The 23,088-nt window shown below is 56.3% G+C and carries 28 protein-coding genes and 1 other RNA gene; 28 read left to right on the forward strand and 1 reads right to left on the reverse strand.

Annotated elements, in window-relative coordinates; genetic code table 11:
• Positions 1-263: 263 nt before the first annotated feature.
• The 24 genes from trxA (at position 264) to B5F88_RS01960 (ending at position 18,019) form a co-directional block, all read left to right on the forward strand.
• Positions 264-578: a thioredoxin gene (gene trxA, locus B5F88_RS01845; protein WP_087341294.1), complete on the forward strand. Its 315-nt coding sequence runs from the start codon at positions 264-266 to the stop codon at positions 576-578.
• Between the two features lie 10 nt (positions 579-588).
• The gene (gene trxB / locus B5F88_RS01850) at positions 589-1,512 is read left to right on the forward strand and encodes a thioredoxin-disulfide reductase (protein WP_087341365.1); all 924 of its coding nucleotides are present in this window, start codon (positions 589-591) and stop codon (positions 1,510-1,512) included.
• Positions 1,513-1,528: 16 nt separating this feature from the next.
• On the forward strand, positions 1,529-1,972 hold the full coding sequence (locus B5F88_RS01855; protein WP_087341295.1) for an Rrf2 family transcriptional regulator: 444 nt from the start codon (positions 1,529-1,531) through the stop codon (positions 1,970-1,972).
• Positions 1,962-3,227, forward strand: coding sequence for a cytochrome c biogenesis protein CcdA (locus B5F88_RS01860; RefSeq protein WP_087341296.1), 1,266 nt, complete (start codon positions 1,962-1,964; stop codon positions 3,225-3,227). The genes B5F88_RS01855 and B5F88_RS01860 overlap by 11 nt, the downstream gene beginning before the upstream one ends.
• Before the next feature lie 99 nt (positions 3,228-3,326).
• Positions 3,327-4,457: a tRNA guanosine(34) transglycosylase Tgt gene (gene tgt, locus B5F88_RS01865; RefSeq protein ID WP_087341297.1), complete on the forward strand. Its 1,131-nt coding sequence runs from the start codon at positions 3,327-3,329 to the stop codon at positions 4,455-4,457.
• A gap of 166 nt (positions 4,458-4,623) precedes the next feature.
• A complete protein-coding gene (gene yajC, locus B5F88_RS01870; protein ID WP_087341366.1) occupies positions 4,624-4,920 on the forward strand; it encodes a preprotein translocase subunit YajC in 297 nt (98 codons plus the stop codon).
• Between the two features lie 63 nt (positions 4,921-4,983).
• On the forward strand, positions 4,984-5,409 hold the full coding sequence (locus B5F88_RS01875) for a TIGR04086 family membrane protein (protein WP_242959588.1): 426 nt from the start codon (positions 4,984-4,986) through the stop codon (positions 5,407-5,409).
• Between the two features lie 58 nt (positions 5,410-5,467).
• Positions 5,468-5,608 (forward strand): six-cysteine ranthipeptide SCIFF, encoded by a 141-nt coding sequence (gene scfA / locus B5F88_RS01880; RefSeq protein ID WP_007489363.1) that lies wholly within the window; start codon positions 5,468-5,470, stop codon positions 5,606-5,608.
• A gap of 66 nt (positions 5,609-5,674) precedes the next feature.
• Positions 5,675-7,054, forward strand: a complete 1,380-nt coding sequence (gene scfB / locus B5F88_RS01885) for a thioether cross-link-forming SCIFF peptide maturase (RefSeq protein WP_087341299.1) — start codon at positions 5,675-5,677, stop codon at positions 7,052-7,054.
• Between the two features lie 342 nt (positions 7,055-7,396).
• Positions 7,397-7,999, forward strand: a complete 603-nt coding sequence (locus tag B5F88_RS01890; protein WP_242959589.1) for a hypothetical protein — start codon at positions 7,397-7,399, stop codon at positions 7,997-7,999.
• Between the two features lie 25 nt (positions 8,000-8,024).
• Positions 8,025-8,903, forward strand: coding sequence for a site-specific tyrosine recombinase XerD (xerD, locus tag B5F88_RS01895; protein WP_087341301.1), 879 nt, complete (start codon positions 8,025-8,027; stop codon positions 8,901-8,903).
• A 106-nt stretch (positions 8,904-9,009) separates the two neighbouring features.
• On the forward strand, positions 9,010-9,543 hold the full coding sequence (ruvC, locus tag B5F88_RS01900) for a crossover junction endodeoxyribonuclease RuvC (RefSeq protein ID WP_087341302.1): 534 nt from the start codon (positions 9,010-9,012) through the stop codon (positions 9,541-9,543).
• An 11-nt stretch (positions 9,544-9,554) separates the two neighbouring features.
• A complete protein-coding gene (gene ruvA / locus B5F88_RS01905; RefSeq protein ID WP_087341303.1) occupies positions 9,555-10,157 on the forward strand; it encodes a Holliday junction branch migration protein RuvA in 603 nt (200 codons plus the stop codon).
• A 16-nt stretch (positions 10,158-10,173) separates the two neighbouring features.
• Positions 10,174-10,506, forward strand: coding sequence for a DUF3784 domain-containing protein (locus B5F88_RS01910; protein ID WP_087341304.1), 333 nt, complete (start codon positions 10,174-10,176; stop codon positions 10,504-10,506).
• Positions 10,507-10,510: 4 nt separating this feature from the next.
• Entirely contained in the window at positions 10,511-11,569 is a 1,059-nt protein-coding gene (gene ruvB / locus B5F88_RS01915; protein ID WP_087341305.1) for a Holliday junction branch migration DNA helicase RuvB, read from the forward strand.
• A gap of 9 nt (positions 11,570-11,578) precedes the next feature.
• Positions 11,579-11,956, forward strand: coding sequence for an SdpI family protein (locus tag B5F88_RS01920; RefSeq protein WP_087341306.1), 378 nt, complete (start codon positions 11,579-11,581; stop codon positions 11,954-11,956).
• A gap of 6 nt (positions 11,957-11,962) precedes the next feature.
• Positions 11,963-13,315: a phosphoglucosamine mutase gene (glmM, locus tag B5F88_RS01925; protein ID WP_087341307.1), complete on the forward strand. Its 1,353-nt coding sequence runs from the start codon at positions 11,963-11,965 to the stop codon at positions 13,313-13,315.
• A gap of 74 nt (positions 13,316-13,389) precedes the next feature.
• Positions 13,390-14,022, forward strand: coding sequence for a sigma-70 family RNA polymerase sigma factor (locus tag B5F88_RS01930; RefSeq protein WP_087341308.1), 633 nt, complete (start codon positions 13,390-13,392; stop codon positions 14,020-14,022).
• A 76-nt stretch (positions 14,023-14,098) separates the two neighbouring features.
• A complete protein-coding gene (locus tag B5F88_RS01935; RefSeq protein ID WP_087334122.1) occupies positions 14,099-14,380 on the forward strand; it encodes a zinc-ribbon domain containing protein in 282 nt (93 codons plus the stop codon).
• 125 nt (positions 14,381-14,505) lie between these two features.
• On the forward strand, positions 14,506-14,712 hold the full coding sequence (locus tag B5F88_RS01940) for a DUF1858 domain-containing protein (RefSeq protein WP_087341309.1): 207 nt from the start codon (positions 14,506-14,508) through the stop codon (positions 14,710-14,712).
• Between the two features lie 56 nt (positions 14,713-14,768).
• Positions 14,769-15,482: a class I SAM-dependent methyltransferase gene (locus B5F88_RS01945; protein WP_087341310.1), complete on the forward strand. Its 714-nt coding sequence runs from the start codon at positions 14,769-14,771 to the stop codon at positions 15,480-15,482.
• Positions 15,470-16,267, forward strand: coding sequence for a Nif3-like dinuclear metal center hexameric protein (locus tag B5F88_RS01950; protein ID WP_087341311.1), 798 nt, complete (start codon positions 15,470-15,472; stop codon positions 16,265-16,267). Before B5F88_RS01945 ends, B5F88_RS01950 begins: the two co-directional genes overlap by 13 nt.
• A 72-nt stretch (positions 16,268-16,339) precedes the next feature.
• Positions 16,340-17,068 carry a YebC/PmpR family DNA-binding transcriptional regulator gene (locus tag B5F88_RS01955; protein ID WP_087341312.1) on the forward strand — a complete coding sequence of 243 codons (729 nt, stop codon included), beginning with the start codon at positions 16,340-16,342 and terminating at the stop codon, positions 17,066-17,068.
• A 78-nt stretch (positions 17,069-17,146) separates the two neighbouring features.
• The gene (locus B5F88_RS01960; protein WP_087341313.1) at positions 17,147-18,019 is read left to right on the forward strand and encodes a putative ABC transporter permease; all 873 of its coding nucleotides are present in this window, start codon (positions 17,147-17,149) and stop codon (positions 18,017-18,019) included.
• 111 nt (positions 18,020-18,130) lie between these two features.
• On the opposite strand, the gene rnpB is transcribed toward B5F88_RS01960, so the two are convergent.
• Positions 18,131-18,480: RNase P RNA component class A (gene rnpB, locus B5F88_RS01965), an RNA gene on the reverse strand.
• Positions 18,481-18,598: 118 nt separating this feature from the next.
• Here rnpB and murD point away from each other — a divergent pair.
• Genes murD through B5F88_RS01985 form a run of 4 tightly spaced genes read left to right on the forward strand, consistent with a single transcriptional unit; the run spans position 18,599 to position 23,070 of the window.
• A complete protein-coding gene (murD, locus tag B5F88_RS01970; protein WP_087341314.1) occupies positions 18,599-19,990 on the forward strand; it encodes a UDP-N-acetylmuramoyl-L-alanine--D-glutamate ligase in 1,392 nt (463 codons plus the stop codon).
• A 25-nt stretch (positions 19,991-20,015) separates the two neighbouring features.
• Complete coding sequence (locus B5F88_RS01975) at positions 20,016-21,050, forward strand: M42 family peptidase (RefSeq protein ID WP_242959590.1); 1,035 nt, start codon at positions 20,016-20,018, stop codon at positions 21,048-21,050.
• Complete coding sequence (locus B5F88_RS01980) at positions 21,047-22,072, forward strand: M42 family metallopeptidase (RefSeq protein WP_087341315.1); 1,026 nt, start codon at positions 21,047-21,049, stop codon at positions 22,070-22,072. The genes B5F88_RS01975 and B5F88_RS01980 overlap by 4 nt, the downstream gene beginning before the upstream one ends.
• Before the next feature lie 2 nt (positions 22,073-22,074).
• Positions 22,075-23,070: a M42 family metallopeptidase gene (locus B5F88_RS01985; protein WP_087341316.1), complete on the forward strand. Its 996-nt coding sequence runs from the start codon at positions 22,075-22,077 to the stop codon at positions 23,068-23,070.
• The last annotated feature ends 18 nt before the right edge of the window (positions 23,071-23,088 follow it).

A 23,088-nucleotide genomic window follows, 5' to 3' on the forward strand; every position in this document is an offset into this window, starting at 1 on the left:
GGACAGGGGGGCGGGCAGCAGCCTGGCGGACAGCGGCAGGCTGCGCCCTCTTGCTTCCGGTTCCACTCCCAATCGGTGGGATGATAGTGATTCATGATATACTCCTTTATCCGCTTGGCTTGTGGCTATGCCACATGACCAATTTATGCCGTGCATAATAGGATGGTGCGTGGGCAAAAAAGGATTGACAAAGCAAACTGTAACTGTTATAGTTACAGTACAAATTGAAACCAAAAAAGTTACAGATGGAAAGGATGTTCTATATGACTCCCATTACGATTACAAAAGAGAATTTTGAATCTGAGGTCCTTCAGTCCAAGCTGCCTGTGCTGATTGACTTCTGGGCGCCTTGGTGTGGATACTGCCGCCGGATTGCTCCTGTACTGGATCAGCTGGCTGAGCAATATGATGGACAACTGGTGGTTGGAAAGGTGGACATTGACGAGCAGCCTGAGCTGGAGGCCCGGTTTGGGGTAGAAATCATTCCAACTTTGTATCTGTTCCGGGATGGAAAAGCCAGTGAACCCATTGTCAACCCCGGGTCTAAGGCCCAGATCGTGGAGTGGGCCGGACTCTGATGGAGGAGGGATTCCTGTGAAAATCTATGATGTGCTGATTGTCGGCGGTGGGCCGGGTGGTTACGCGGCGGCACTGTATGCGGCCAGAAGCGGACTGTCTACGGTGGTTCTGGAGAAGCTGTCTGCCGGAGGCCAGATGGCTACGACCAGCCAGATTGACAATTATCCCGGATTTCCGGATGGAGTAGACGGGTTTGAATTGGGGCAGCAAATGGAGCGGCAGGCCCACAAATATGGCGCGGAAACCATTTATGGCGAGGTAACCGGCGTAGAACTGCAGACGGATCCCAAACTTGTACACAGCAGCGAGGGGGATTTTGCCGGCAGGACGGTGATCCTGGCTACCGGGGCCTATCCCAGGGAACTGGGCCTTTCTGGAGAGCAGGAACTGAGAGGCAAGGGGGTGGCCTACTGCGCCACCTGCGACGGCATGATGTTCCGGGGCAAGACAGTTGTGGTAAACGGCGGAGGCAATACAGCGGTGGAAGACGCGCTTTACCTCTCCAAGCTATGTGCCAAAGTCTATCTCGTTCACCGGCGGGACCAGCTCCGGGCCTCCGCTGTATATCGCAAGGCTCTTGACGAGCAGGGCGTGGAAATTATATGGAACAGCCGGGTGACTGGTCTGAAAAAAGAGACCAGACTGACCGGTGTGGAGCTGGAGAATGTGCAGACCGGGGAAAAGCGGGAGCTGGCCTGCGACGGCATCTTTGTGGCCATCGGGCGGGTGCCGGATACCGGAGTATTTGCCGGTCAGGTGAAACTGGATCCTGCTGGATACCTGGAGGCAGACGAAACCTGCCGCACCAGCGTCCCTGGTGTGTTTGCAGTGGGGGACGCCCGGACCAAGGCGGTGCGCCAGGTGGTTACGGCGGCGGCAGACGGTGCCAACGCCGCGCATTTTGCGGAGGAATATCTGCTGAACAAGATGTAAAGGGGAAACACCTAACATGAACGGAGTGTTTTGTGTGGCGGTGCACGCCCTGATCTATTTGGACAAACGGAATTGTATGCTTTCCAGCGAAGAGCTGGCAGCCAACATTTGCACCAATCCCGCCAGAGTGCGGCGTGTGATGTCCAAGCTGAAAAAAGCGGGATTGGTAACAACCAAAACTGGAAATGAAGGTGGCTATCATCTGCTGCGCAAGGCTGGAGAAATCACGCTGAAGGAGATTGCGGATGCGTTGGAGGTCCGGTTTGTGGAGCTGGCCTGGCACAGCGGGGGAACGGACCTGCCCTGCATGGTGGCCTCCGGCATGGCGGAGGTCATGGACGGGCTATTTGATGACTTGGACCAGCGCTGCCGGGACAGGATGGCTCAGCTTCGGCTGTCAGACCTGGAAACCCAGCTGGAGCACGCCGCCGCCCGAAAGGAGATGACCCATGGGCTTTGATCTTGAAACCAGCGTACCGGCCATTACCGTCTTTATACAGGGCGTGCTGAGCTTTTTCTCTCCTTGTGTGCTGCCACTGGTACCTCTCTATGTCAGTTATCTGGCGGGCGGAACCGGCGTGGTGGATGAAAACGGGAACATCCGCTATCCAAAGGGAAAAGTGCTGCTCAATACGGTGTTTTTTGTGCTTGGAATAAGTTTTGCCTTTTTCCTGCTGGGATTTGGGTTTACCGCTTTAGGTCGGTTCTTTTCCGATTATCAGACCTGGTTTGCCCGGGTCAGCGGAATCATTATGATCCTCTTCGGTATCTATCAGTTTGGATTTTTTGGCCAATCCGCCGCCCTGGGCCGGGAACGTAGGCTGCCATTCCGCCTGGACCGCTGGGCCATGAATCCTCTGGTGGCTCTGATTCTGGGATTTACCTTCAGCTTTGCCTGGACCCCCTGTGTGGGTCCCACCCTGAGCAGCGTGCTGCTGATGGCCTCGTCTGCCTCCAGCGCATCCAAGGGCTTTTTGCTCATCGGGGTCTATACCGCCGGCTTTGTCATTCCCTTTTTGACGGTGGGGTTGTTTACGGGCACGGTGCTGGGATTTTTCAAGCGGCATCAGAAAGTGGTGCGCTATACGGTCAAAATAGGAGCGGCGCTGCTGATTCTGATGGGTGTAATGACGCTGACGGGATTTATGAACGGAATTACCGGTTATCTGTCCAGTGCAGTTGGCAGCGTTTCGCCCCAGCAAACTGAGGCAGCGGAGAGCGCGGAGCCGGAGGCCTCGCCGCAGGCCAGCCAGCGTCCTGTGGTGCCTGCCCCTGACTTTACCCTCACCGATCAATACGGCAATACCCATACCCTCTCTGATTACAAGGGCAAAACGGTGTTCCTCAATTTCTGGGCCACCTGGTGCGGGCCGTGCAAAAGCGAGATGCCGGACATTCAGAAGCTTTACGAGGACTATGGGGAAAATGGGGGAGATCTTGTGGTGTTGGGTGTGGCCAGTCCTAGAACAGAGCAGAATCCTTATACCAACGAGGGAACCCAGGAGGAAGTGGAACAGTTCCTGGAGGACAACGGTTACACCTTCCCGGTGGTGATGGACCTGACGGGGGAGACCTTGTACTACTATGCCATCTCCGCCTTTCCTACCACGTTTATGATTGATTCCAACGGTAATGTATACGGGTATGTACCTGGCGCGCTTACCGGAGATATTATGGAATCCATCGTGCAGCAGACCATGGACAGCGTATCATAAACAGCAGGAGGGGACTTCGCTGCGGCGAGTCCCCTCTTGTTATTTGTTCCGCGGTCTGGTATGATGGAACCAATTTATGATAAAGGGGTTTTCTTGACTGTGTTTGAAGTGATCCGGACAGAAGGCAAGGCCCGGCGGGGCGTGTTTACCTGTGCGCACGGTACGGTGCAGACGCCGGTGTTTATGAATGTGGGAACTCAGGGCGCCATCAAAGGGGCTGTGTCCGCTCTGGACCTGAAGGAGATTGGGTGTCAGGTGGAGCTGTCCAATACCTACCACCTCCATCTTCGCCCCGGCGACCAGGTTGTTCGCCAAATGGGAGGACTGCACAAATTTATGAGGTGGGATGGACCTATCCTCACCGATTCCGGCGGCTTTCAGGTATTTTCCCTGTCTGGACTGCGGAAGATCAAGGAGGAGGGGGTCACCTTTGCCTCCCATATTGACGGTCGGCGCATTTTTATGGGGCCGGAGGAGTCCATGCAGATCCAGTCCAACCTGGGCAGCGACATTGCTATGGCGTTTGATGAGTGCGTGGAAAATCCAGCTACCTATGAGTATGCCAAGGCTTCCTGTGAGCGCACATTGCGGTGGCTGGAGCGGTGCAAGGCGGAACATGACCGGCTGAATGCCCTGCCCGATACAATCAACTCAAGCCAGATGCTTTTCGGCATCAATCAGGGGGCCACGTTTGAGGAACTGCGGGTCTGGCACATGAAGGAAATCTCCAAAATAGACTGCGAGGGCTATGCCATCGGCGGTCTGGCAGTAGGGGAGCCCACCCAGGTGATGTACGACATCATTGACGCGGTGGAGCCTCATATGCCCGTGGACAAGCCCAGATATCTGATGGGGGTTGGTACCCCCTCCAATATTATCGAGGCGGTGGCCCGCGGCGTGGACTTCTTCGACTGTGTGATGCCAGCCCGCAATGCCCGCCATGCCAAGCTGTTTACCTGGTCGGGCGCCCTGAACATCCGCAACGAAAAGTACAAACTGGATGAGCGGCCCATTGACCCCGACTGTGATTGTTCGGTATGCCGAAATTTCTCCCGGGCCTATCTGCGCCATCTGTTTGTGGCGGAGGAGATGCTGGCTATGCGTCTGGCGGTGCTCCACAATTTGTATTTTTATAATAAGTTGGCGCAGCGTATCCGGGACGCGCTGGACAGTGGCGTATTTGCCGCTTTTCGGGAGGAATACAGCGAGAAGCTGGCGGGACGGGTATAAGGTTTTGGAAAATTAGCGGAAAATGCTTGTCAAATCCTGAGATTCGTTTTATAATGTCCCATTGATGACATACCACATCAAGTAACTATCGGAGGGGATCAATTTGCTGACACAGGTTGCAGGCGCGATGCTGACGCAGAGCGGAGCTGCGGGCGGTGGCGTGAGCATGATTATTATGGTCGTGGCGATGCTCGCGATCTTCTATTTCCTGCTCATTCGTCCCGAAAACAAGAAAAAGAAAGCAGCGGCCCAGATGCGCTCTGAGCTGGCGGTGGGGGACCAGATCACCACCATCGGCGGCGTCGTAGGCACTATCTGCGCGGTGAAGGAAGATACCATCGTGATCGAAACCAGCGCCGACCGGGTCCGTATGGAGTTTACCAAGTGGGCCGTTTCCACTAAGGGCACTCAGACCACTGAGAACGGCGTCGGTGAGACGAAGGACAGCAAGGACAAAAAGTAAGACATAAGAACGCCCTCCCTGCATAGGTTTCAGTAGGAACCGATGGTAAGGGAGGGTGTTTTTATGCGGAAAAAAGAGGAAGACCAGAGCGCCCGCCTCATCCGCTGCGGATTGGGTGTTCTGCTGGGCGGTATACTTGCGTTGGCGATCTGCTGTCTGTTTTTATTGGGTTGCTCGGTAGCCATCTCCAGCGGCGCGGTAGGGGAGGGGCTGGGGTATCAGCTCACGATCGTGGGGTGCGTCTTGGGTGGCTTTGGAGGCGGTTTGTTTGCGGTGGGACAGTGCGGAGGGGGCTTGTTTACCGGTTTGACGGTGGGCGGGATCCTGTTTCTGTTGCTCCTCACGATCGGTGCACTTTTCTTTGAGACTATGGCACTGGAAGCGGGTGGGATCGGTCTGCTGTGCGGTGGGCTGTGCGGAGGCGCCGCCGCCGGACTGCTGGGCCATGAAAAAGGAAGGCCATCCCGGAAAAAACGCAGAAAACGTTGAAATCCCCTGGTCCATATGCTATAATACCTTCAACCTTTGTTAGAGGAGGGAAATCGAAATGAAGCATGTTAAGACGCTCAACGGCGCGACGTTGAAGAAGAGCGCCGCCCACGGCGGCTGCGGGGAGTGCCAGACCTCCTGCCAGTCCGCCTGTAAGACCTCTTGCACCGTGGCGAATCAGAAGTGCGAGAATCAGTAAACATACAGGGGAAAGGGTGGGTGTGCAGCCCACCCTTTTCTATGCCCTGAGGAAGGAATCAAATATATGGTACATACCTTTCGTTGCCTCGGCGTGAATATCGCCGTGGATGTAAACAGCGGCGCTGTTCATGTGCTGGACGGGCTGATGTATGACCTGCTCACCGCACTGGCGGAACGGGATGAGAGCGGCAAGCTTCTGTCCGGTCCCATGCCGGAGGAGCTGTTGGCGCGGCTGCCTCAGCACGACCCCGCCGCGCTGAAGGAGGCCTGGGCTGAGCTGGGTGAGCTGCGGGAGCAGGGGCTTCTGTTTGAAGAGGATGATTATATAGACCGGGAAAAGGCTGCCTCCATGCAGCAGCAGGCTCTGGTAAAGGCGCTCTGCCTCCACGTGTCCCATGACTGCAACCTGCGGTGCAAATATTGCTTTGCCTCTACCGGCGACTTCGGCACCGGCAAACGCATGACCATGGATGTGGAGACCGCCAAAAAAGCCATTGATTTTGTCATTGCCAAATCGGGGAATCGCCGCAATATCGAAGTGGACTTCTTCGGCGGAGAGCCACTGATGGCGATGGATACCGTAAAGGCCACCGTGGAGTACGCCCGCTCCATCGAGAAGGAGCACAATAAATGTTTCCGCTTTACCATTACCACCAATGGCGTATTGCTCGATGATGAGAATATCGCGTACATCAATCGGGAGATGTCCAATGCGGTGCTCTCTCTGGATGGGAGAAAAGAAGTCAACGACGATCTGCGTCCCACTGTCAACGGCAAGGGTTCTTACGATGTGATCGTGCCCAAGTTCAAAAAACTCATTGAGGGCAGAGGCACCAAAGATTATTATTTGCGGGGCACCTTCACCCGCTTCCATAAGGATTTTGCTGAGGATGTAAAGGCCCTGGCGGCCATCGGAAAGCATGTTTCTGTGGAACCTGTGGTAGGGAAGGAGGATGATCCCTACGCTCTTCAGGAGGCCGATCTTCCGGAACTCAAGGCAGAGTATGAGCGGCTGGCGGAATATTTGAAGGATCACCGGGAGACAAATTTCTTCCACTTTAATGTGGATCTAGCCCAGGGGCCTTGTGTGATCAAGCGGCTGCGCGGCTGCGGCGCGGGCTGCGAGTATGTGGCTGTCACGCCGGATGGGGATATTTACCCCTGCCATCAATTTGTGGGCAACGAGGACTACAAGCTGGGCAGTGTATATGATGGCACCTTTGCCAAGGAGCTCTCCAGCCAATTTGCCGCCCTGAATATTTACACCAGGGAAGAGTGCTCCCACTGTTGGGCAAGATTTTACTGCTCTGGCGGATGCTCGGCCTCCAACCTGCTTGTCAACGGCGACATAAAGCATCCTCATAAAGTGGGGTGTGAGCTGGAACGCAAGCGGCTGGAATGTGCCATTGCGCTGCGCGCCCTGGCTGCTGGTATGGCGGAGTGACCTATACAAGATGTAATTATACATTTCGTAATCGTTTGCGCAAATGGATCGGTATATATAGACCTGTAATCACCTAAAAACACAAAATATAGAAGCAAGGGCGGCACCTCTAACGGGGTGCCGCCCTTGCTTCTATATAAAGTTTACATAAATAAGTATACATAATTCGTTGTCATAATAGACAAAAATAATATTTTTCCTTGAGACTTCTTGCACAAATCCAGTTGGTGGGATATAGTAATATAAAATTGGGTGCGTTTTCCGGTTCTGGTGCCGTCTGCTCAGGCATAAAATGCCTTGAGGTGATATCGGATGCGCAGAGCGGTAGGTGGCGCCTGGAACATGCCGGAGGAGCGTATTCTGCCTGCTCTGGCAGTGATATCGGTCAGCTTTTTGGTGGGCGGCCTGGCAGGTTCTCTGATGTCCACATTTGTGGGAGGAGCGGGGCAGGAGAGCCTGAGAAATTATTTGGAAGTGTTTTTAGTCTCTGCTCAGAGCGGTGAAATGTGCGTCCCGGGTCTGGCGGTTCAGCTTTGGGACCTGCTCCGGTGGCCTGCTGCCGCGTTACTGCTGGGATTTACAGCACTGGGCGTGTTGGGGCTTCCGTTGCTGTTTGCGGTTCGCGGTTTTTTACTGGCCTTTTCCATTGCGGCCTTTGTGCAGATATTTGGAAGTGCCGGATGTCTGATGGCTTTTTTAGTCTTTGGAATCGGTGGCGGTATTTCGGTATCCGCCCTGTTTGTGCTGGGCGTTCAGAGTCTGGCGGCTTCCCGCAGATTGGCCAGCCGTTTTTTGGGCGAGGGGAAGGAGCCTTCTCCATATGGAAGGGCCTATTTCCTGCGCTGCGGCGGCTGCGCCGTCGCCTTGTGTGTGTGTCTTTTTTTGGAGCGCTTTGCTGTACCTGTGCTGGTATCCGGTGCAGCTGGTGCGATTTTGGGTGGATAGAGAAAAGTAAGAAGGTGTTGGATGGATGGAGTATCTGACAGAATATGAAAGGTATTTGGCAGAGCGCAAGAAAGCCTCTCCCAATACGCTCAGCTCCTATTTGCGGGACATCCGGCAATACCTTGCCTGGCTGTCTGAGGAAGGGCTCACCCCGGAACAGGCGGCTCAGAGCGATGTGGAGCGCTATATCAAGGTGCTGACCAGCAAGGGGAAATCTGCGGCCACAGTGACCCGTTCTCTGGCATCTCTGAAATCCTTTTATACATATCTGCTTGGAACGGGAAGAGTTCTGGTCAATCCCGCCAAGGGTCCCGCTCCCGCCAAGGTGGAGCGAAAGCTGCCCCACATTCTCACCGCAAAAGAGGTAGAGCTGTTTTTGGAGCAGCCGGACGCTTCTGACGCCAAGGGGTGCAGAGACCGGGCTATGCTGGAACTGCTGTATGCTACGGGCATCCGGGTTTCGGAGCTGATCGGCCTGAACCTGGATAACGTCAATCTGTCCGCAAGCTTTATCCGCTGCTCCAGCCGGGGAAAGGAGCGGATCATCCCGCTCTACCCCGCAGCGGTCAGGGCGCTGCAGGACTATCTGGAGCACGTGCGTCCGCAGGTGATTGAGCACGTGGATGAAAGGGCCCTGTTCGTCAACATGAACGGGGAGCGCATGAGTCGTCAGGGCTTTTGGAAGATCATCAAGCACTATCAGGAGACGGCGGGTATCCAGAAGGACATTACCCCACATACCCTCCGCCACTCCTTTGCCGCCCATCTGCTGGAAAACGGCGCGGACCTCCACTCCATTCAGGAGATGCTTGGACATGCCGATATTTCCTCCACCCAGATTTATGCGCAGCTGGTTAATCAAAAATTGAAGGATGTTTACCAAAAAGCCCATCCCAGAGCATGAAAAGAGAGCCGGCCCCATCTGGGCCGGCTCTCTTTTTCGTCTTGCGCAAGGGGTAAACCCCGTGGTAAAATAAACTCTGTATGGATGCAGGAAAGGAGCAAAACCGATGCTGATTCTGGGGATTGATCCTGGCTTTGCCATCGTGGGGTTTGGACTGGTGGAAACCGCCGGCAGCAGACAGCGTCTGGTACAGTGCGGCGCCATCACCACGCCGGCAGGGGAGCCTCTGCCCGCCCGCCTGAAACAGATTTCCGACGACATGGGGCTTCTCCTGAGTCAGTTTAAGCCGGACGTTATGGCCATCGAGGAGCTGTTTTTTAATAACAACATCACCACCGGAATCGGTGTGGCCCAGGCCAGAGGCGTGCTTCTCCTGTCCGCAGAGCAGCACGGGGTTCCAATCTATGAATACTCACCCAGCCAGGTTAAGCAGGCGGTGGTTGGATACGGAAAGGCGGAAAAGAGGCAGGTCATGGATATGACCCGTCGGCTATTGAATTTAAAGGCTGTCCCCAGGCCGGACGACGCCGCCGACGCTGTGGCGATTGCCCTCTGCCACGCCAGATCCTTTACCTCTCGGCTTCAAAGCCCTGACGCTGCCCGGCCGGGCAGCGGGCGTTACGCAGTACATCATGATTAGGAGTTTGCGGTATGTTTTATTATGTAAAAGGAGTAGTGGCCCACACTGCGCCATATTTGGCGGTTATCGACTGTAATGGTGTGGGCTATGCCTGCCGTACCACCAACAATACCCTTTCCAGGCTGAAAAAAGGGGAGAGCGCCAAGCTGTTTACCTATCTGAATGTCCGGGAGGACGCTATGGAGCTCTATGGCTTTGTCTCCGAGAACGAGCTGAACTGTTTTCAGCTGCTGATCTCGGTGTCCGGTGTGGGTCCCAAAGCCGCTCTGTCTATTCTGTCCGCCGCCACGCCGGAGTCACTGGCTATGAGCATCATCACTGGAGATGAGAAAGCGCTCACCGTCGCCCAGGGCATCGGAAAGAAAATTGCCCAGCGGATCATTCTGGAATTGAAGGATAAGCTGGCCAAAGGTCAGATCACGCCCGGCGGAGAGGCTTACGGCGGCACCGCTGTCACCGTCATTCCGGAAAACAAGTCCTCTGAAGCTGCCGCAGCCCTGGCGGTGTTGGGCTACTCCCAGACCGAGATCGGTATGGCCCTCAAGGGTATCGATTTGGAAGCCCTAAGCCTGGAGGAAATCATCAAGCAGGCCCTCAAAAAAATGGTGAAATAGTAGAGGGAAAGCGACTATGGACAAGATCATTGCATTTGTCATACAGTTGGCTTTCATCGCTCTGCTTGTCATTTTAGGAATTGTATTTTCCAAAAGGAAGGGGAGTTTCCTCATCGCGGGCTACAATACCGCCGGCCCGGAGGAAAAGAAAAAGTATGACGAAAAAGCGCTCTGCCGGTTTATGGGTAAGCTGATGTTTATTCTGGCCGGCTGTTATGCCGTGATCATGTTTGCCACTGTTCTGGATCGCACGGAGTTCATATGGGGTGGAATTGTCCTGATTCTGGTCATATGTGTTTGGGCGGTGATCTACGCAAATACCGGAAACCGGTTCCGGAAAAGGAAGTGAGACTTTGAGTATCGCGTTTTCTGAGGATGGATTTGAGACTGAGGAGCCTCTGGTAACCACCTCCCTGACCAGGGACGATGAGAACGAGGGTTCTCTGCGGCCCAAGACATTAAATGAATATATCGGTCAGCAAAAGGCGAAAGGGAATCTGGAGGTGTTTATCCAGGCAGCCAAGATGCGCAATGAACCTCTGGACCACGTTCTGCTCCACGGCCCTCCGGGACTGGGCAAGACCACCCTGAGCAATATTATTGCCAATGAGATGGGGGTCAATATCCGCATTACCTCCGGCCCTGCCATTGAAAAACCGGGAGACTTGGCCGCGCTGCTGACCAACCTTGCGGAAAACGATATCCTGTTTGTGGACGAAATTCACCGGCTGAACCGGCAGGTAGAGGAAATCCTTTATCCTGCCATGGAGGATTTTGCCATTGATATTATCATCGGCAAGGGTCCGTCCGCTAACTCCATCCGGTTGGATCTGCCCAAGTTCACCCTCATCGGCGCGACCACCCGGGCAGGGCAGCTTTCCGCGCCGCTGCGGGACCGCTTCGGCGTAACCCTGCGTCTGGAGCTGTATACGCCGGAGGAACTGGCCCTCATCGTCACCCGATCGGCGGGTATCCTGGGGGTTCCCATTGAGGCGGATGGTGCCATGGAGATTGCTAAGCGAAGCCGGGGGACGCCTCGTATTGCCAACCGGATGCTTCGTCGGGTACGGGATTTTGCCCAGGTGAAAGCAGGAGGCGTTATAACCCGCGATGTGGCGGATGCCGCTCTCACCGCTCTGGAGGTAGACCATCTGGGCCTGGACGCCATTGACCGCCGGATGCTTTCCAGCATCATCCACCACTACAGCGGCGGTCCTGTTGGCCTGGAGACGCTGGCCGCCACCATCAATGAGGAGGCGGTCACCCTGGAGGATGTGTATGAGCCCTATCTCATGCAGATGGGATTTCTCACCCGTACGCCCCGGGGCCGGTGTGTCACCCGGCGCGCCTATGAGCATCTGGGCCTGCCGGTTCCAGGCGGGAGCGGCATGGAGCAGCTTACCTTTTCTTAGGAGGGCTTGATGAGCTTTTGGATTTTTTGCCTGGTAATGAACCTGCTGCTTCCTGCCGTCATGCTCTGTTTCGGCAGGCGTTTTCAAAGAAAACCGCCTGAACGGATCAACAGCGTTTACGGCTATCGCACCGCACGCTCCATGAAGAGCCAGCAGACCTGGGACTTTGCCCATCGGTATTGCGGCAGACTCTGGTTCCGTTTGGGGCTGGTTCTGCTGCCGGTGAGCATATGTGCTACGCTGCTGTCTCTGGGCAAGGAAATCGACACAATCGGCATCTGGTGTGCCGTGGTGGAAGGAGTTCAGCTGGTAGTGCTGATAGGGAGTATTTTTCCTGTGGAGCGGGCATTGAAACATAATTTTGATGATTTGGGCAGAAAGAGGTAATCAATTATGGGTAAACTGTTTGGAACCGACGGTATTCGCGGTGTGGTAAACGCTGGCCTGGATGCGGAACTGGCCTTCCAGGTTGGACTGGCTGCCGCTTATGTGATGGCACAGGAGAAGGAAGGGGGGCAGCCCCGTTTTGCCATTGGTAAGGATACCCGCATTTCCTCCGATCTGCTGGAGGGCGCGCTCATTGCCGGACTGTGCTCCGCTGGAGCGGACGTCCTTCATCTGGGCGTGATCCCCACCCCCGGCGTGGCCTGGGTGACGGTGGACAGCGGCTGCGACGCCGGTATCGTCATTTCCGCTTCTCACAACCCCTTTGAACATAACGGCATTAAAATCTTCAACAGCCAGGGCTTCAAGCTGTCCGATGAGCTGGAGGGGAAAATCGAAGATATCATCTTGAATAACGTGCAGGTTCCGCGCAAAACCGCCGGAGAGATCGGCAGAGTGGTGTATGCCGATCAAAAGGAGAGTCAGGACTACATTGATCATCTGGTGTCCACCATTAACTCCGATCTGGCTGGCCTGCATATCCTGGTGGACTGCGCCAATGGAGCCTCTTCCGCCACCGCCGGACGGCTGTTTGATCAGTTTGATGATCTTCACGCTGATATCATCAATGCAGACCCTGATGGAGTGAATATTAACAATGGATGCGGATCTACCCATCTGGATAGTCTGAAGGCTATGGTAACGGCGGGAAACTATGATCTGGGCATTGCCTTTGACGGTGATGCCGACCGCTGCCTGATGGTGGACGAGACAGGGGAGGAGATTGACGGCGACCAGGTGATCGCCGCCTGCGGGCTGGACCTTCTGAACCGGGGCAAACTTCCTGGGAGCGCCATTGTGGGCACGGTCATGAGCAATTTGGGCCTGCATGTGTTCTGCAGAGAACACGGCATGGAGCTGTTCTGTACCGCCGTGGGAGACCGGAACGTGCTGGAGAAGATGGAGGAGAGCGGCTATGTTTTGGGCGGGGAACAGTCCGGCCATACCATTTTCCGCAAATATGCCACCACGGGGGACGGTCAGCTGACCGCGCTGCAGTTCCTGGCGCTGCTGCATCGTTCCGGGAAAAAGGCGTCTCAGCTGGTAGAGGGCTGCAAGCGGTATCCCCAGGTGTTGATTAACGTCCCTGTGGCGGATAAGGCAAAAAAAGAGGCCATCATGGCGGCCCGGACGATTCAGGACGCGGTGGCGGAACAGGAGGCTATGCTGGCCGGTTCCGGACGTGTTTTGGTCCGCCCCTCCGGCACGGAAGCGTTGATCCGGGTCATGGTAGAGGCCAGCAGCCAGACGGATGCACAGAAAATTGCAGAGCACTTGGCAAATGTGATAAAAAATTACTGAGGAATTGGAAATATTTTTCGTAAATGCTTGACAAAATGGCAGCGCGACGCTTATAATGTGCAAGGAGAAACAGCATGACACCAGAACAGATTTACCAGGAACCCAGTGATGAAATCCTGTGCGCCCAGGCCGCGGCGGGTGACCGCATGGCGGAGGAGTCCCTTGTTTTGCGCTACAACCGTTTGGTGCGGATGTGCGCCCGGCCGTATTTTCTGGCCGGGGGGGACAGCGAGGATTTGATCCAGGAGGGAATGGTGGGCCTGCTCAGCGCAATCAGAGAGTATGATCCGCAAAAGGCTGCGTCTTTTCGTACCTATGCGGAGGTTTGCGTAAAAAATCGGCTGTTTTCCGCCGTCAAAGCAGCAGCAAGAGATAAGCACACACCGCTGAACAACTCAGTTTCATTCGAAACCCCTCTTTTTAGCGGAGCCGGTGAGCGTTTTGCCTGTGGTGCGCCCGGCCAGCAAGCAGAGGACCCGGAGGAGATTTTCCTGAGCAGAGAGTCGTTCCGAGAGCGCATGGATGCGCTTAACGGCCAGCTGTCTGGTTTCGAAGCAAGTATACTCAGGTTGTATCTGAAGGGGCTGTCCTATGCTGAGATTGCGGTCGAGGTAAACAAGTCCCCCAAATCGGTGGACAACGCTGTCCAGAGAATCCGTCGCAAGCTGGCGCAGCGATCTGTATCTGGCGATATCAGCGCAAGCTGATCGCATATTACAACTGACCCAGCACGATCGGATCTTCCGGAGGACCTGGGCAAAGAAGCAAAGAGAGGGTATCATCATGTACGAAGACAAGACTCTGGTATGTAAGGAATGTGGCCAGGAGTTCGTGTTCACCGCCGGTGAGCAGGAGTTCTACGCCGAGCGCGGCTTCCAGAACGAGCCCCAGCGCTGCAAAGCCTGCCGCGACGCTCGCAAGGCTGCTTCCCGCGGCCCCCGGGAGTACTTTACCGCCACCTGCGCTGCCTGCGGCGGTGAGGCGAAGGTTCCCTTTGAGCCCAAGTCCGACCGTCCTGTGTACTGCAGCGACTGCTTCGCCCGCATGCGCGGCGAGCAGCACTAAGCTACGCAAGAGAAGGGCGCCCTCTGCGGGCGCCCTTTTTGTTTACGGAAATTGCAAAATCGCTTGCCAAACGGAAGAAAATAGGATATACTACTGATATCCTAGAAATTTGGAGGTATTACCCCATGGCTCAGATTACCAAAGATACTATCATCGGCGACATCCTGGATATTGCCCCTGAGACCGCTCCCATCTTCCTGTCTATCGGCATGCACTGCCTGGGCTGCCCCTCTTCCCGCGGTGAGACTGTGGAGGAGGCCTGCATGGTTCACGGTGTGGATGTGGACGAACTGCTGGCCAAGATCAACGCCAGTGTGGGCTCCGCCCAGTAAAACGCCATAAAAAAGGAGCGGTACAACCGCTCCTTTTTTATCAGGAGGTGCTACCAATGCGGACATTGGAACTTTCCCCAAGACTACATTCAGTGGCAGGCCTGGTGCCCGAAGGGGCCCGTCTAGCCGATGTGGGGACGGATCACGCCTATCTTCCCGCCTGGCTTATTCTGCGGGGCATTATCCCCGGAGCCATTGCCACCGATCTGCGGAAAGGCCCGCTGGAGCGGGCAAGAGCCACAGCGGAGAGATATGGGTTGACCGATGTTATGGATTTCCGGCTGTGCAATGGTCTGGCCGGCGTTTCTCCGGATGAGACGGACGCTGTGGCCATTGCCGGTATGGGCGGGGAAACTATTGCGGAGATTTTGTCGGCGGCGCCCTGGCTTCAGATGGGAGGTAAGACGATCCTGCTCCAGCCCATGAGCGCCCAGCCGGAGCTGCGCCGCTGGCTACAGTGCCATGGGTATACCATCAAGCAGGAGCTGCTGAGCAAGGAAGGGGAGACCATTTACGTTGCCTTCCAGGTATATGCCGGAGCAATGGAACCGCTGACGCCCGGGGAACAGTGGGCCGGACGGCAGCACCGGGATATGGATGCCCCCCTGAGAGGCGCGTATCTGGACCGGCTGGCCGCACAGGTCCGGCGGGCGCTGGATGGACTGAACCGCTCCAGCCGGAGCTCGGATCAGGTCCGTCTGACAGAAATGAAGGCGGTTTATCAGGACCTCCTTCGGCTAAGTGAGGAGTGGTCAACATGGCAACAGTAAGAGAGATCTATCAGTACCTGGACGGACTGGCTCCGTTTTCGCTGCAGATGGACTTTGATAACGCCGGATTTTTGGTGGGCAGGGGAGACCGGCAGGTGGACAAGCTGCTGGTAAGCTTGGATATCACCGAGGAGGTGGCGGTGGAGGCGGCCGGACTGGGCTGTCAGCTCATCGTCTCACACCACCCGGTCATTTTCTTCCCGGCCAAATCCATCACGGACGGCGACCCCACCGGACGGATCCTGCTGTCTCTGGCGGAGCATCAGGTCGCCGCCATCTGCGCCCACACCAACCTGGATGCGGTCCACGGAGGCGTCAACGATGCTCTGGCCCAAAAGCTGGGACTCACCCAAATCGAGCAGCTCAAGCAGGATGGGGTAGACGCCTCTGGCCGGCCATACGGCATCGGACGGGTGGGCAATACCGCCGGTGTCCCTATGTATGCCCCTGCTTTCGCCGCCTTTGTAAAGGAGGCCCTGGGGGCAAACGGCGTACGCTATGTGGACGCCCGCCGTCCGGTGCGCCGGGTGGCGGTGGGCGGCGGCGCTTGTGCCGATATGCTGCAGGACGCTCTGGCTATGGGTTGTGATACCTTTGTCACCGCAGATGTGAAGTATAACGGCTTTCTGGATGCCAAGGCCCTGGGGGTCAACCTGATCGACGCCGGCCACTATCCCACCGAGCAGGTGGTGGTGCCGGTGCTGGCAAAATGGCTGGCGTCCGGGTTCCCCAAAGTGGAAGTTCTGACCACACAGCAGCACAAAGAGGCCTTTTCCTATCTGTGAGGGGTTGCCAAGCGGAAGTAAACGTGATAAACTAGATGCGCTGATTTTCGACGAGGAAGGGAACGAGTACCAATGTCAGGACATTCCAAGTGGCATAATATCCAGAAGACCAAGGGCGCGGCCGATGCCAAGCGCTCCCAGATTTTTACCAAGATCGCCCGCGAGATGATCGTGGCCGTCAAGACCGGCGGCAGTGGCGACCCCAACAATAACTCCCGCCTGGCCACCGTTATCGCCAAAGCCAAGGCGGCCAACATGCCCAACGACAACATCAAGCGCACCATTGACAAGGCGTTGGGTTCCGGCAACGCCGACGCCTACGAGAACGTGGTGTATGAGGGCTATGGTCCCTCCGGTGTAGCTGTTATTGTGGACGCCCTCACCGACAACCGCAACCGTACCGCTCCCGAGGTGCGCCATCTGCTGGACAAGTACGGCAAGGGGCTGGGTGCCACCGGCTGTGTGTCCTGGTCCTTTGACCGCAAGGGCGTTATCGTCATTGAGAAGGAGGACCTGGACGAGGACACCGTTATGATGGATGCGCTGGACTGTGGTGCCGACGATATGCAGGTGGAGGATGAGGTGTTTGAGGTATACACCGATCCCGACTCCTTCGGCACTGTGCTGGCCGCTATGGAGGAAAAGGGCTACACCTTTGTTCAGGCCGCTGTGGAGATGGTCCCCCAGAACTATGTCAAGCTGGAAAATGAGGAAGATATCAAGAATATGGAAAAGCTCATTGACCTGCTGGAGGACAACGACGACGTACAGAACGTCTGGCACAACTGGGATCAAGACTGAGTTTGAGTAACTGCAATCGAAAAGCGGGAAAGCTCCGTGCTTTCCCGCTTTTTCCGTTTGATTCAGAAGGGGGTACTTATGGATCTGTCGCTGTTATGGATGCTTGTACCGGAGTTTTTTCTGTTTTCCTGCCTGGGCTGGGTGATGGAAGTCACCTTGAAGTACATTCAATTTCACCGCTTCATCAACCGGGGGTTTCTCATCGGTCCCTATTGCCCCATCTATGGCTGGGGTGTGGTGACAGTCACTCTGGTGGTGGGCGGCCTGGCCGTCCGAAGGGGAACATTGGGGGAGACATTTTTGGCGGGTATGGTGCTCTGTGGAGCGTTGGAATACTTTACCTCCTGGTACATGGAGAAAAGGTTCCATGCCAGATGGTGGGATTATAGTCAGAAGCCAATGAACCTGCACGGCCGCATCTGGATCGGTAATCTGCTGCTCTTTGGAGCTGCCTGTGTGGTGATTGTCCATGTTATCGACCCTGTATTTTTTCGATGGATGGACAGCTGGGATCCGCGCCTTCTGAAACTGGCTGCATGGGGCGTGCTTGCCCTTTTGGCCGCGGACTATATCACCGCCCACTTCCTGATGGGCGTGGTTCGCCGGGAGATCGACAGCCAGGTTGGGGACAATACAGAGGAGATCAGCCGGCAGATTCATGCGTTGCTCCATGACCGGAATCTGCTCATTCGCCGTATTCATCAGGCATACCCCAACCTGCAGGCCCGTCCCAACCGCTTGACCCAGCAGCTGCGTGAGGCACGAAAGGTGTATAAGCAGGCTGCCAAACAGGCCAAGCAGGCCCTAAAGGATATGGCCCGGAATACCAGGGAAGATGTACGGTCCGATTTGGAGCAGGGGCTTCAGCAGGCTGTTGCTGCCCGTAAAGCCGCCCGTGCCCACCTGCGGGAGATCCAGAAAAAACTGATCATCCGCCGTGAGGACGACTAAAAGATACTGCCCCTGCATAAGCAGGGGCAGTATCTTTCTAGGGAAAGCGTCAAGAAAACATCCGAAAAAAGAGAAAAATGCGGCCCGGAGCGCTGTGCTCCGGGCCGCCATATCGCAAGTAAGCCTGTAAGCCGGGTTCTGTCATTTAAGACAGCCATCTATCTCGACGTACCGTCGCCGGTACGCTCAAGCCGCCTCCTCGGGACGGCCGGGCCAGCCTTATGTCCCTCCACGGCGTTGCTCCGGATAGAGTTTACAGCGATGGACGCTTGGCACGCCATCGGGTGAGCTCTTACCTCGCCTTTCCACCTTGACCGGCCAAAGACCGGCAGACTATTTCTGTTGCACTTTTCCTGGGGTCGCCCCCGGCGGGTGTTACCCGTTATCCTTGCCCTGTGGAGCCCGGACTTTCCTCACAGCCGGGCCTTTCGCCCCGGCCGCGCGGCTGTCCAGCTTGCTTGCGTAGGGTATTTTACCGTATTCCCATCCAATTGTCAAATCAAAAGCCGCTTCTGATTGAATTTTCACTCCAGGTAGGATATAATAAATTGGTTAAACTATGAAAAGGGAGGAACTGTTATGAAGCGTTCCACCATACAGGAATATTTGGCGGGCCTGAAGGGCAAGCGGGTGGCTGTCATCGGAATCGGGGTGTCCAACACTCCGCTGGTCAAGATGCTGCTGCGGGCAGGGGTAAAGGTAACCGCCTGTGACAAAAAGCCAAAGGAGTCCTTTGCGGGGCTGGCGGAAGAGCTGGAGAGCCTTGGCGCTCAACTCAAGCTGGGGCCGGACTATCTGAAGGATCTGGACTTTGAGGTGATCTTCCGCACACCCGGTATGCGGCCCGACCTGCCTGAGTTGGTGGAGGCGCTCCAGCGCGGCGCGATCCTCACCTCTGAGATGGAGGTATTTTTCCAGGTCTGTCCCTGCAAAACCATTGCAGTGACGGGCAGCGATGGGAAAACCACCACCACCACCATCATTGCCGAACTGCTGAAAGCCGCGGGCCAGACTGTGTATGTGGGCGGGAATATCGGTAAACCTCTGCTGCCGGACGTAGACGGCATGGAGCCGGGTGATGTGGCAGTGCTGGAGCTGTCCTCCTTCCAACTGATGACCATGCGGCAAAGTCCGGATATTGCTGTGGTCACCAATCTGGCTTCCAACCATCTGGATGTACACAAATCTATGGAGGAGTATGTGGACGCCAAGCGGAACATCTTCCTCTATCAGAACCCGGATGGTCTGTTGGTACTGAACCAGGATAACGAGATTACCCGCGGCTTTGCCCCGGAGGCTCCGGGACATGTGACGCTCTTCAGCCGCCGTCAGGAGCTGGAAAAAGGAGTATTTCTCAAGGACGGGGTCATCTGGGTGCGCAACGCCATGCATGAGCGGCCTGTATTACCGGTGTCTGATATCCTGTTGCCCGGCGACCACAATGTGGAGAACTATATGGCCGCCATCGCTGCTTTGGACGGCTTGATCCCCGACCAGGTCATCCGGGAGTTTGCAGCAAAATTCGCCGGAGTGGAGCACCGTATTGAGCTGGTGCGTACGCTGAATGGCGTAAAGTACTATAACGATTCCATCGCCTCCAGCCCCTCCCGCACCATCGCGGGCCTGCGCTCCTTCCGGCAAAAGGTTATTCTCATCGCCGGCGGCTACGATAAGCACATCCCCTTTGACGTGCTTGGCCCTGAAATTACGGAACATGTAAAGGAATTATTCCTTACTGGAGATACCGCTGCCAAGATCCGTTCTGCAGTGGAACAGACGCCTGGCTATAGCCCGGCACAGCTCCCCATCACTGTGATTGACGACTTTGAGGAGGCGGTGCTGGCGGCTCATCGCGCTGCTAAGTCTGGAGACGTGGTAATTCTCTCTCCCGCCTGCGCCTCTTTCGACAAATTCAAGAACTTTATGGAGCGGGGCGCCGCCTTTAAAAAGATTATCTACGTCTTATCGTAACATCAAAAGGAGCGTGAATATTCTGTTGGATATCAAAACAGTTCTGGAGGAGCTGTGCGGCTGCACAGCTCCCTCCGGCTTTGAAGCCCCTGCGGTTCAGGTTGCCTCCCGTCTGCTGGAGCCTCTGGTGGACGAGCTGCAGGTGGATCGGATGGGAAACCTGATCGGCGTCCGCCGCTGTGGCCGCCCTGGGGCGAAAAAGCTGCTGCTGGACGCCCATCTAGATGAGATCGGCCTTCTGGTGACCGGTGTGGCGGATGGGTTTCTGCGTTTCCGCTCCATTGGCGGGGTAGATCCCCGTATGCTGCCCGGCCGGGAGGTATGGGTCCTTACCCAGCCACCCCTGCCCGGCGTGGTAACTTGTCAGCCCCCTCATCTTCACGATGGAGAAGAGGAAAGCAAGTCCATTCCGCTGTCCGACCTGCGCATTGATGTGGGCATGTCCCAGGAACAGACTGAGGCCAAAATCCCGGTTGGTACACCGGTCGTATACCGGGGCAGCTGCTTTTCCTTGGGCACGGAACAGATGTGCGGCAAGGCCCTGGATGACCGCTCCTGCTTTGTGGTGCTGCTGCGGACGATGGAGCTGCTGGCGAACCGCAAGCTGGATGTGGATGTGTACGTGATGGGCTCCACCCGGGAGGAGGTCTCCGGGGTGGGGGCCACTGTAGGCACCTGGTCCATACAGCCAGACTGCTGTGTGGCGGTGGATGTAACCCACGGCCGCACCCCTGACGGTCCCGCAGACAAGACCTTTACACTGGGCGGGGGACCAGCCATTGGAGTGGGGCCCAATATGACCCGCTGGATGACCAAACGCATGCTGGAGAAAGCGCAGGACAGGAACATACCTTACCAGCAGGAGGTTATGTCGGGCCACACCGGCACCAACGGCTGGGAGATGCAGATCAGTCGGGAGGGGGTAGCCACTTCTGTGCTTTCCCTGCCGCTGAAGTATATGCATACCCCCATCGAAACGCTGTCCCTCAGCGACTTGGAGCAAACTGCCCGGCTGTTGGCCGCGTTTACCGAAGATCTGGGAAAGGAGTGGCCGCTGTGAAAGACCTGGTCATGCAGCTGAGCGCCCTCAACGGCGTATCCAGCTGGGAAGACGAGGTGCGGGACTTTTTGTGTGCAGAGGCCGCGCCCTACGCCCAGGATATCCGTACCGATGCTTTGGGCAATCTGATCGTATTGAAAAAGGGTAAAAAAGCAGCAGAAAACAAGCTGCTGCTGTGTGCCCATATGGATGAGGTAGGACTGATGGTCCGCTACATTACGGATGAGGGCTACCTGAAATTTGATACCGTGGGCACGATTGACCGCCGGGTGCTCCTGGGTAAGCCGGTGCTGATCGGCGCCGCCCGTCTGCCCGGCGTTATCGGTCTGAAGGCCTACCATCTGGTGAGTCGGGGGGAGGAGAAAAAGGTCCCCAAGCTGGATGACTATTATATTGATATCGGGGCCAAAAACAGGGAGGAGGCTGAAAAGCTGGTTTCTCTGGGAGATGTGGCGGTTTTTACCACGCAGCCTGAACTCTTTGGTGACGGCCTGCTGAAAGGCAAGGCTCTGGATGACCGGCTGGGCTGCGCGGTGCTGCTTACGCTGCTGAAGGAAGAGCTGCCCATGGACTGTACCTTTGTCTTTACCGCTCAGGAAGAGGTGGGTACCCGTGGAGCTTTCGGCGCGGCCTTCTCAGTGATCCCGGAACTGGCCCTGGTGGTGGAGGGAACCACCGCCGCCGATCTGCCGGATACCGAGCCCCATCAGCAGGTGTGCGCCCTGGGCAAGGGTGCGGTACTCACCTTTATGGATCGGGGCTCTATTACGGACCGGGGACTGTTTGAGCGCCTTCGGGCGCTGGCTGAGGAAAACAGGATTCCCTGGCAGCTCAAGCAATTCGTGTCTGGCTCCAACGACGCCTCCGCCATCCAGCGCACCAAGGCTGGCGTCCGTACAGCGGTGCTCTCTGTGCCGGTGCGCTACGTTCACACCCCTGCCAGTGTGGCCTGCATCAGCGATCTGGATGCGGTGCTGGCTCTGGCCAGGGCGCTGATCCACGATGTGGCCAAGGAGGTTTAAACATGGATATTTTAAAGACACTGCAGGCGCTGAACGCCTGTCATGGGCCCTCGGGTGACGAGCAGCAGGTGGCCCAGGCCATTGAAAAGCTGGCCGCCCCCTTTGTGGATGAGATCACCACCGACACTCTGGGCAATCTGATCTGCCACAAGCGTGGAGGGGGAAAGCGGATCATGTTTGCCGCCCATATGGACTCCATCGGTTTTATTGTTACCCACATCGACGAAAAGGGCTTTCTGCGCTTTGGCCGTATCGGTGGCCTGTCCGCACATGAGGTGTTGGGCACTCCCATTCGCTTCAAAAACGGTGTGCGGGGCGTGGTAGCCTGTCCGGGTAAGACCGATCCCAAGGAGATGAAGCTGGACGACCTGTATCTGGATGTTGGCGCCCGGGACGAGGCGGAGGCCAAGGCTATGGTGCAGGTGGGGGATACCGCTGTCTATGACACCGCAGCCTTTGTGAGCGGCTCCCGGATCATTTCTCCCTATCTGGACGACCGCATTGCCTGTGTGGTGCTGCTGATGGCGATGGAGCAGCTGAAGGCCACGGAAAACGATCTCTACTTCGTCTTTACCGTTCAGGAGGAGGTGGGTATCCGGGGCGCACGGACCGCTGCGTATGGTGTGGACCCGGATTATGGTATCGCTGTGGACGTTACAGACTCCGACGACATCCCGGACGCCCCTCACGAATGCTCCAGCATGGCGGGGAAGGGAGCCGCGATCAAGGTGATGGACAGCTCTGTGATTTGCCATCCCGCTGTGGTGGCCAAGCTGGACACTTTGGCCAAGGAGCAGGGAATTGCAGCCCAAAAGGATATTTTAAAGGCGGGTGGTACCGATGCCGGAGCCATTCACCAGACCCGGGCGGGCGTGTACACCGGCGGCATTTCCATTCCCACCCGGTATGTCCACACCCCGCAGGAGATGGCCGACCTGGATGACATCAAGGCCTGCGCCAACCTGTCAGCGGCCTTTGCTCAGGCTAGGTTTGACTGAAGAAACATAGAAATATCA

Origin of the sequence: Flavonifractor sp. An306, assembly GCF_002159455.1 — a bacterium.
Lineage (GTDB): Bacteria > Bacillota > Clostridia > Oscillospirales > Oscillospiraceae > Flavonifractor.

Excerpts from the sequence above, each read along its gene's own strand:
- B5F88_RS01910 (WP_087341304.1), top strand. The coding sequence starts at position 10,174 with ATGGACAAGATCATTGCATTTGTCATACAGTTGGCTTTCATCGCTCTG.
- B5F88_RS01890 (WP_242959589.1), top strand. The coding sequence starts at position 7,397 with ATGCCGGAGGAGCGTATTCTGCCTGCTCTGGCAGTGATATCGGTCAGC.
- B5F88_RS01875 (WP_242959588.1), top strand. The coding sequence starts at position 4,984 with ATGCGGAAAAAAGAGGAAGACCAGAGCGCCCGCCTCATCCGCTGCGGA.
- B5F88_RS01955 (WP_087341312.1), top strand. The coding sequence starts at position 16,340 with ATGTCAGGACATTCCAAGTGGCATAATATCCAGAAGACCAAGGGCGCG.
- yajC (WP_087341366.1), top strand. The coding sequence starts at position 4,624 with ATGATTATTATGGTCGTGGCGATGCTCGCGATCTTCTATTTCCTGCTC.
- scfA (WP_007489363.1), top strand. The coding sequence starts at position 5,468 with ATGAAGCATGTTAAGACGCTCAACGGCGCGACGTTGAAGAAGAGCGCC.
- B5F88_RS01960 (WP_087341313.1), top strand. The coding sequence starts at position 17,147 with ATGGATCTGTCGCTGTTATGGATGCTTGTACCGGAGTTTTTTCTGTTT.
- B5F88_RS01920 (WP_087341306.1), top strand. The coding sequence starts at position 11,579 with ATGAGCTTTTGGATTTTTTGCCTGGTAATGAACCTGCTGCTTCCTGCC.
- B5F88_RS01860 (WP_087341296.1), top strand. The coding sequence starts at position 1,962 with ATGGGCTTTGATCTTGAAACCAGCGTACCGGCCATTACCGTCTTTATA.
- B5F88_RS01930 (WP_087341308.1), top strand. The coding sequence starts at position 13,390 with ATGACACCAGAACAGATTTACCAGGAACCCAGTGATGAAATCCTGTGC.
- ruvA (WP_087341303.1), top strand. The coding sequence starts at position 9,555 with ATGTTTTATTATGTAAAAGGAGTAGTGGCCCACACTGCGCCATATTTG.
- murD (WP_087341314.1), top strand. The coding sequence starts at position 18,599 with ATGAAGCGTTCCACCATACAGGAATATTTGGCGGGCCTGAAGGGCAAG.
- B5F88_RS01940 (WP_087341309.1), top strand. The coding sequence starts at position 14,506 with ATGGCTCAGATTACCAAAGATACTATCATCGGCGACATCCTGGATATT.
- glmM (WP_087341307.1), top strand. The coding sequence starts at position 11,963 with ATGGGTAAACTGTTTGGAACCGACGGTATTCGCGGTGTGGTAAACGCT.
- B5F88_RS01935 (WP_087334122.1), top strand. The coding sequence starts at position 14,099 with ATGTACGAAGACAAGACTCTGGTATGTAAGGAATGTGGCCAGGAGTTC.
- xerD (WP_087341301.1), top strand. The coding sequence starts at position 8,025 with ATGGAGTATCTGACAGAATATGAAAGGTATTTGGCAGAGCGCAAGAAA.
- trxA (WP_087341294.1), top strand. The coding sequence starts at position 264 with ATGACTCCCATTACGATTACAAAAGAGAATTTTGAATCTGAGGTCCTT.
- B5F88_RS01985 (WP_087341316.1), top strand. The coding sequence starts at position 22,075 with ATGGATATTTTAAAGACACTGCAGGCGCTGAACGCCTGTCATGGGCCC.
- scfB (WP_087341299.1), top strand. The coding sequence starts at position 5,675 with ATGGTACATACCTTTCGTTGCCTCGGCGTGAATATCGCCGTGGATGTA.
- ruvC (WP_087341302.1), top strand. The coding sequence starts at position 9,010 with ATGCTGATTCTGGGGATTGATCCTGGCTTTGCCATCGTGGGGTTTGGA.
- B5F88_RS01855 (WP_087341295.1), top strand. The coding sequence starts at position 1,529 with ATGAACGGAGTGTTTTGTGTGGCGGTGCACGCCCTGATCTATTTGGAC.
- B5F88_RS01950 (WP_087341311.1), top strand. The coding sequence starts at position 15,470 with ATGGCAACAGTAAGAGAGATCTATCAGTACCTGGACGGACTGGCTCCG.
- B5F88_RS01945 (WP_087341310.1), top strand. The coding sequence starts at position 14,769 with ATGCGGACATTGGAACTTTCCCCAAGACTACATTCAGTGGCAGGCCTG.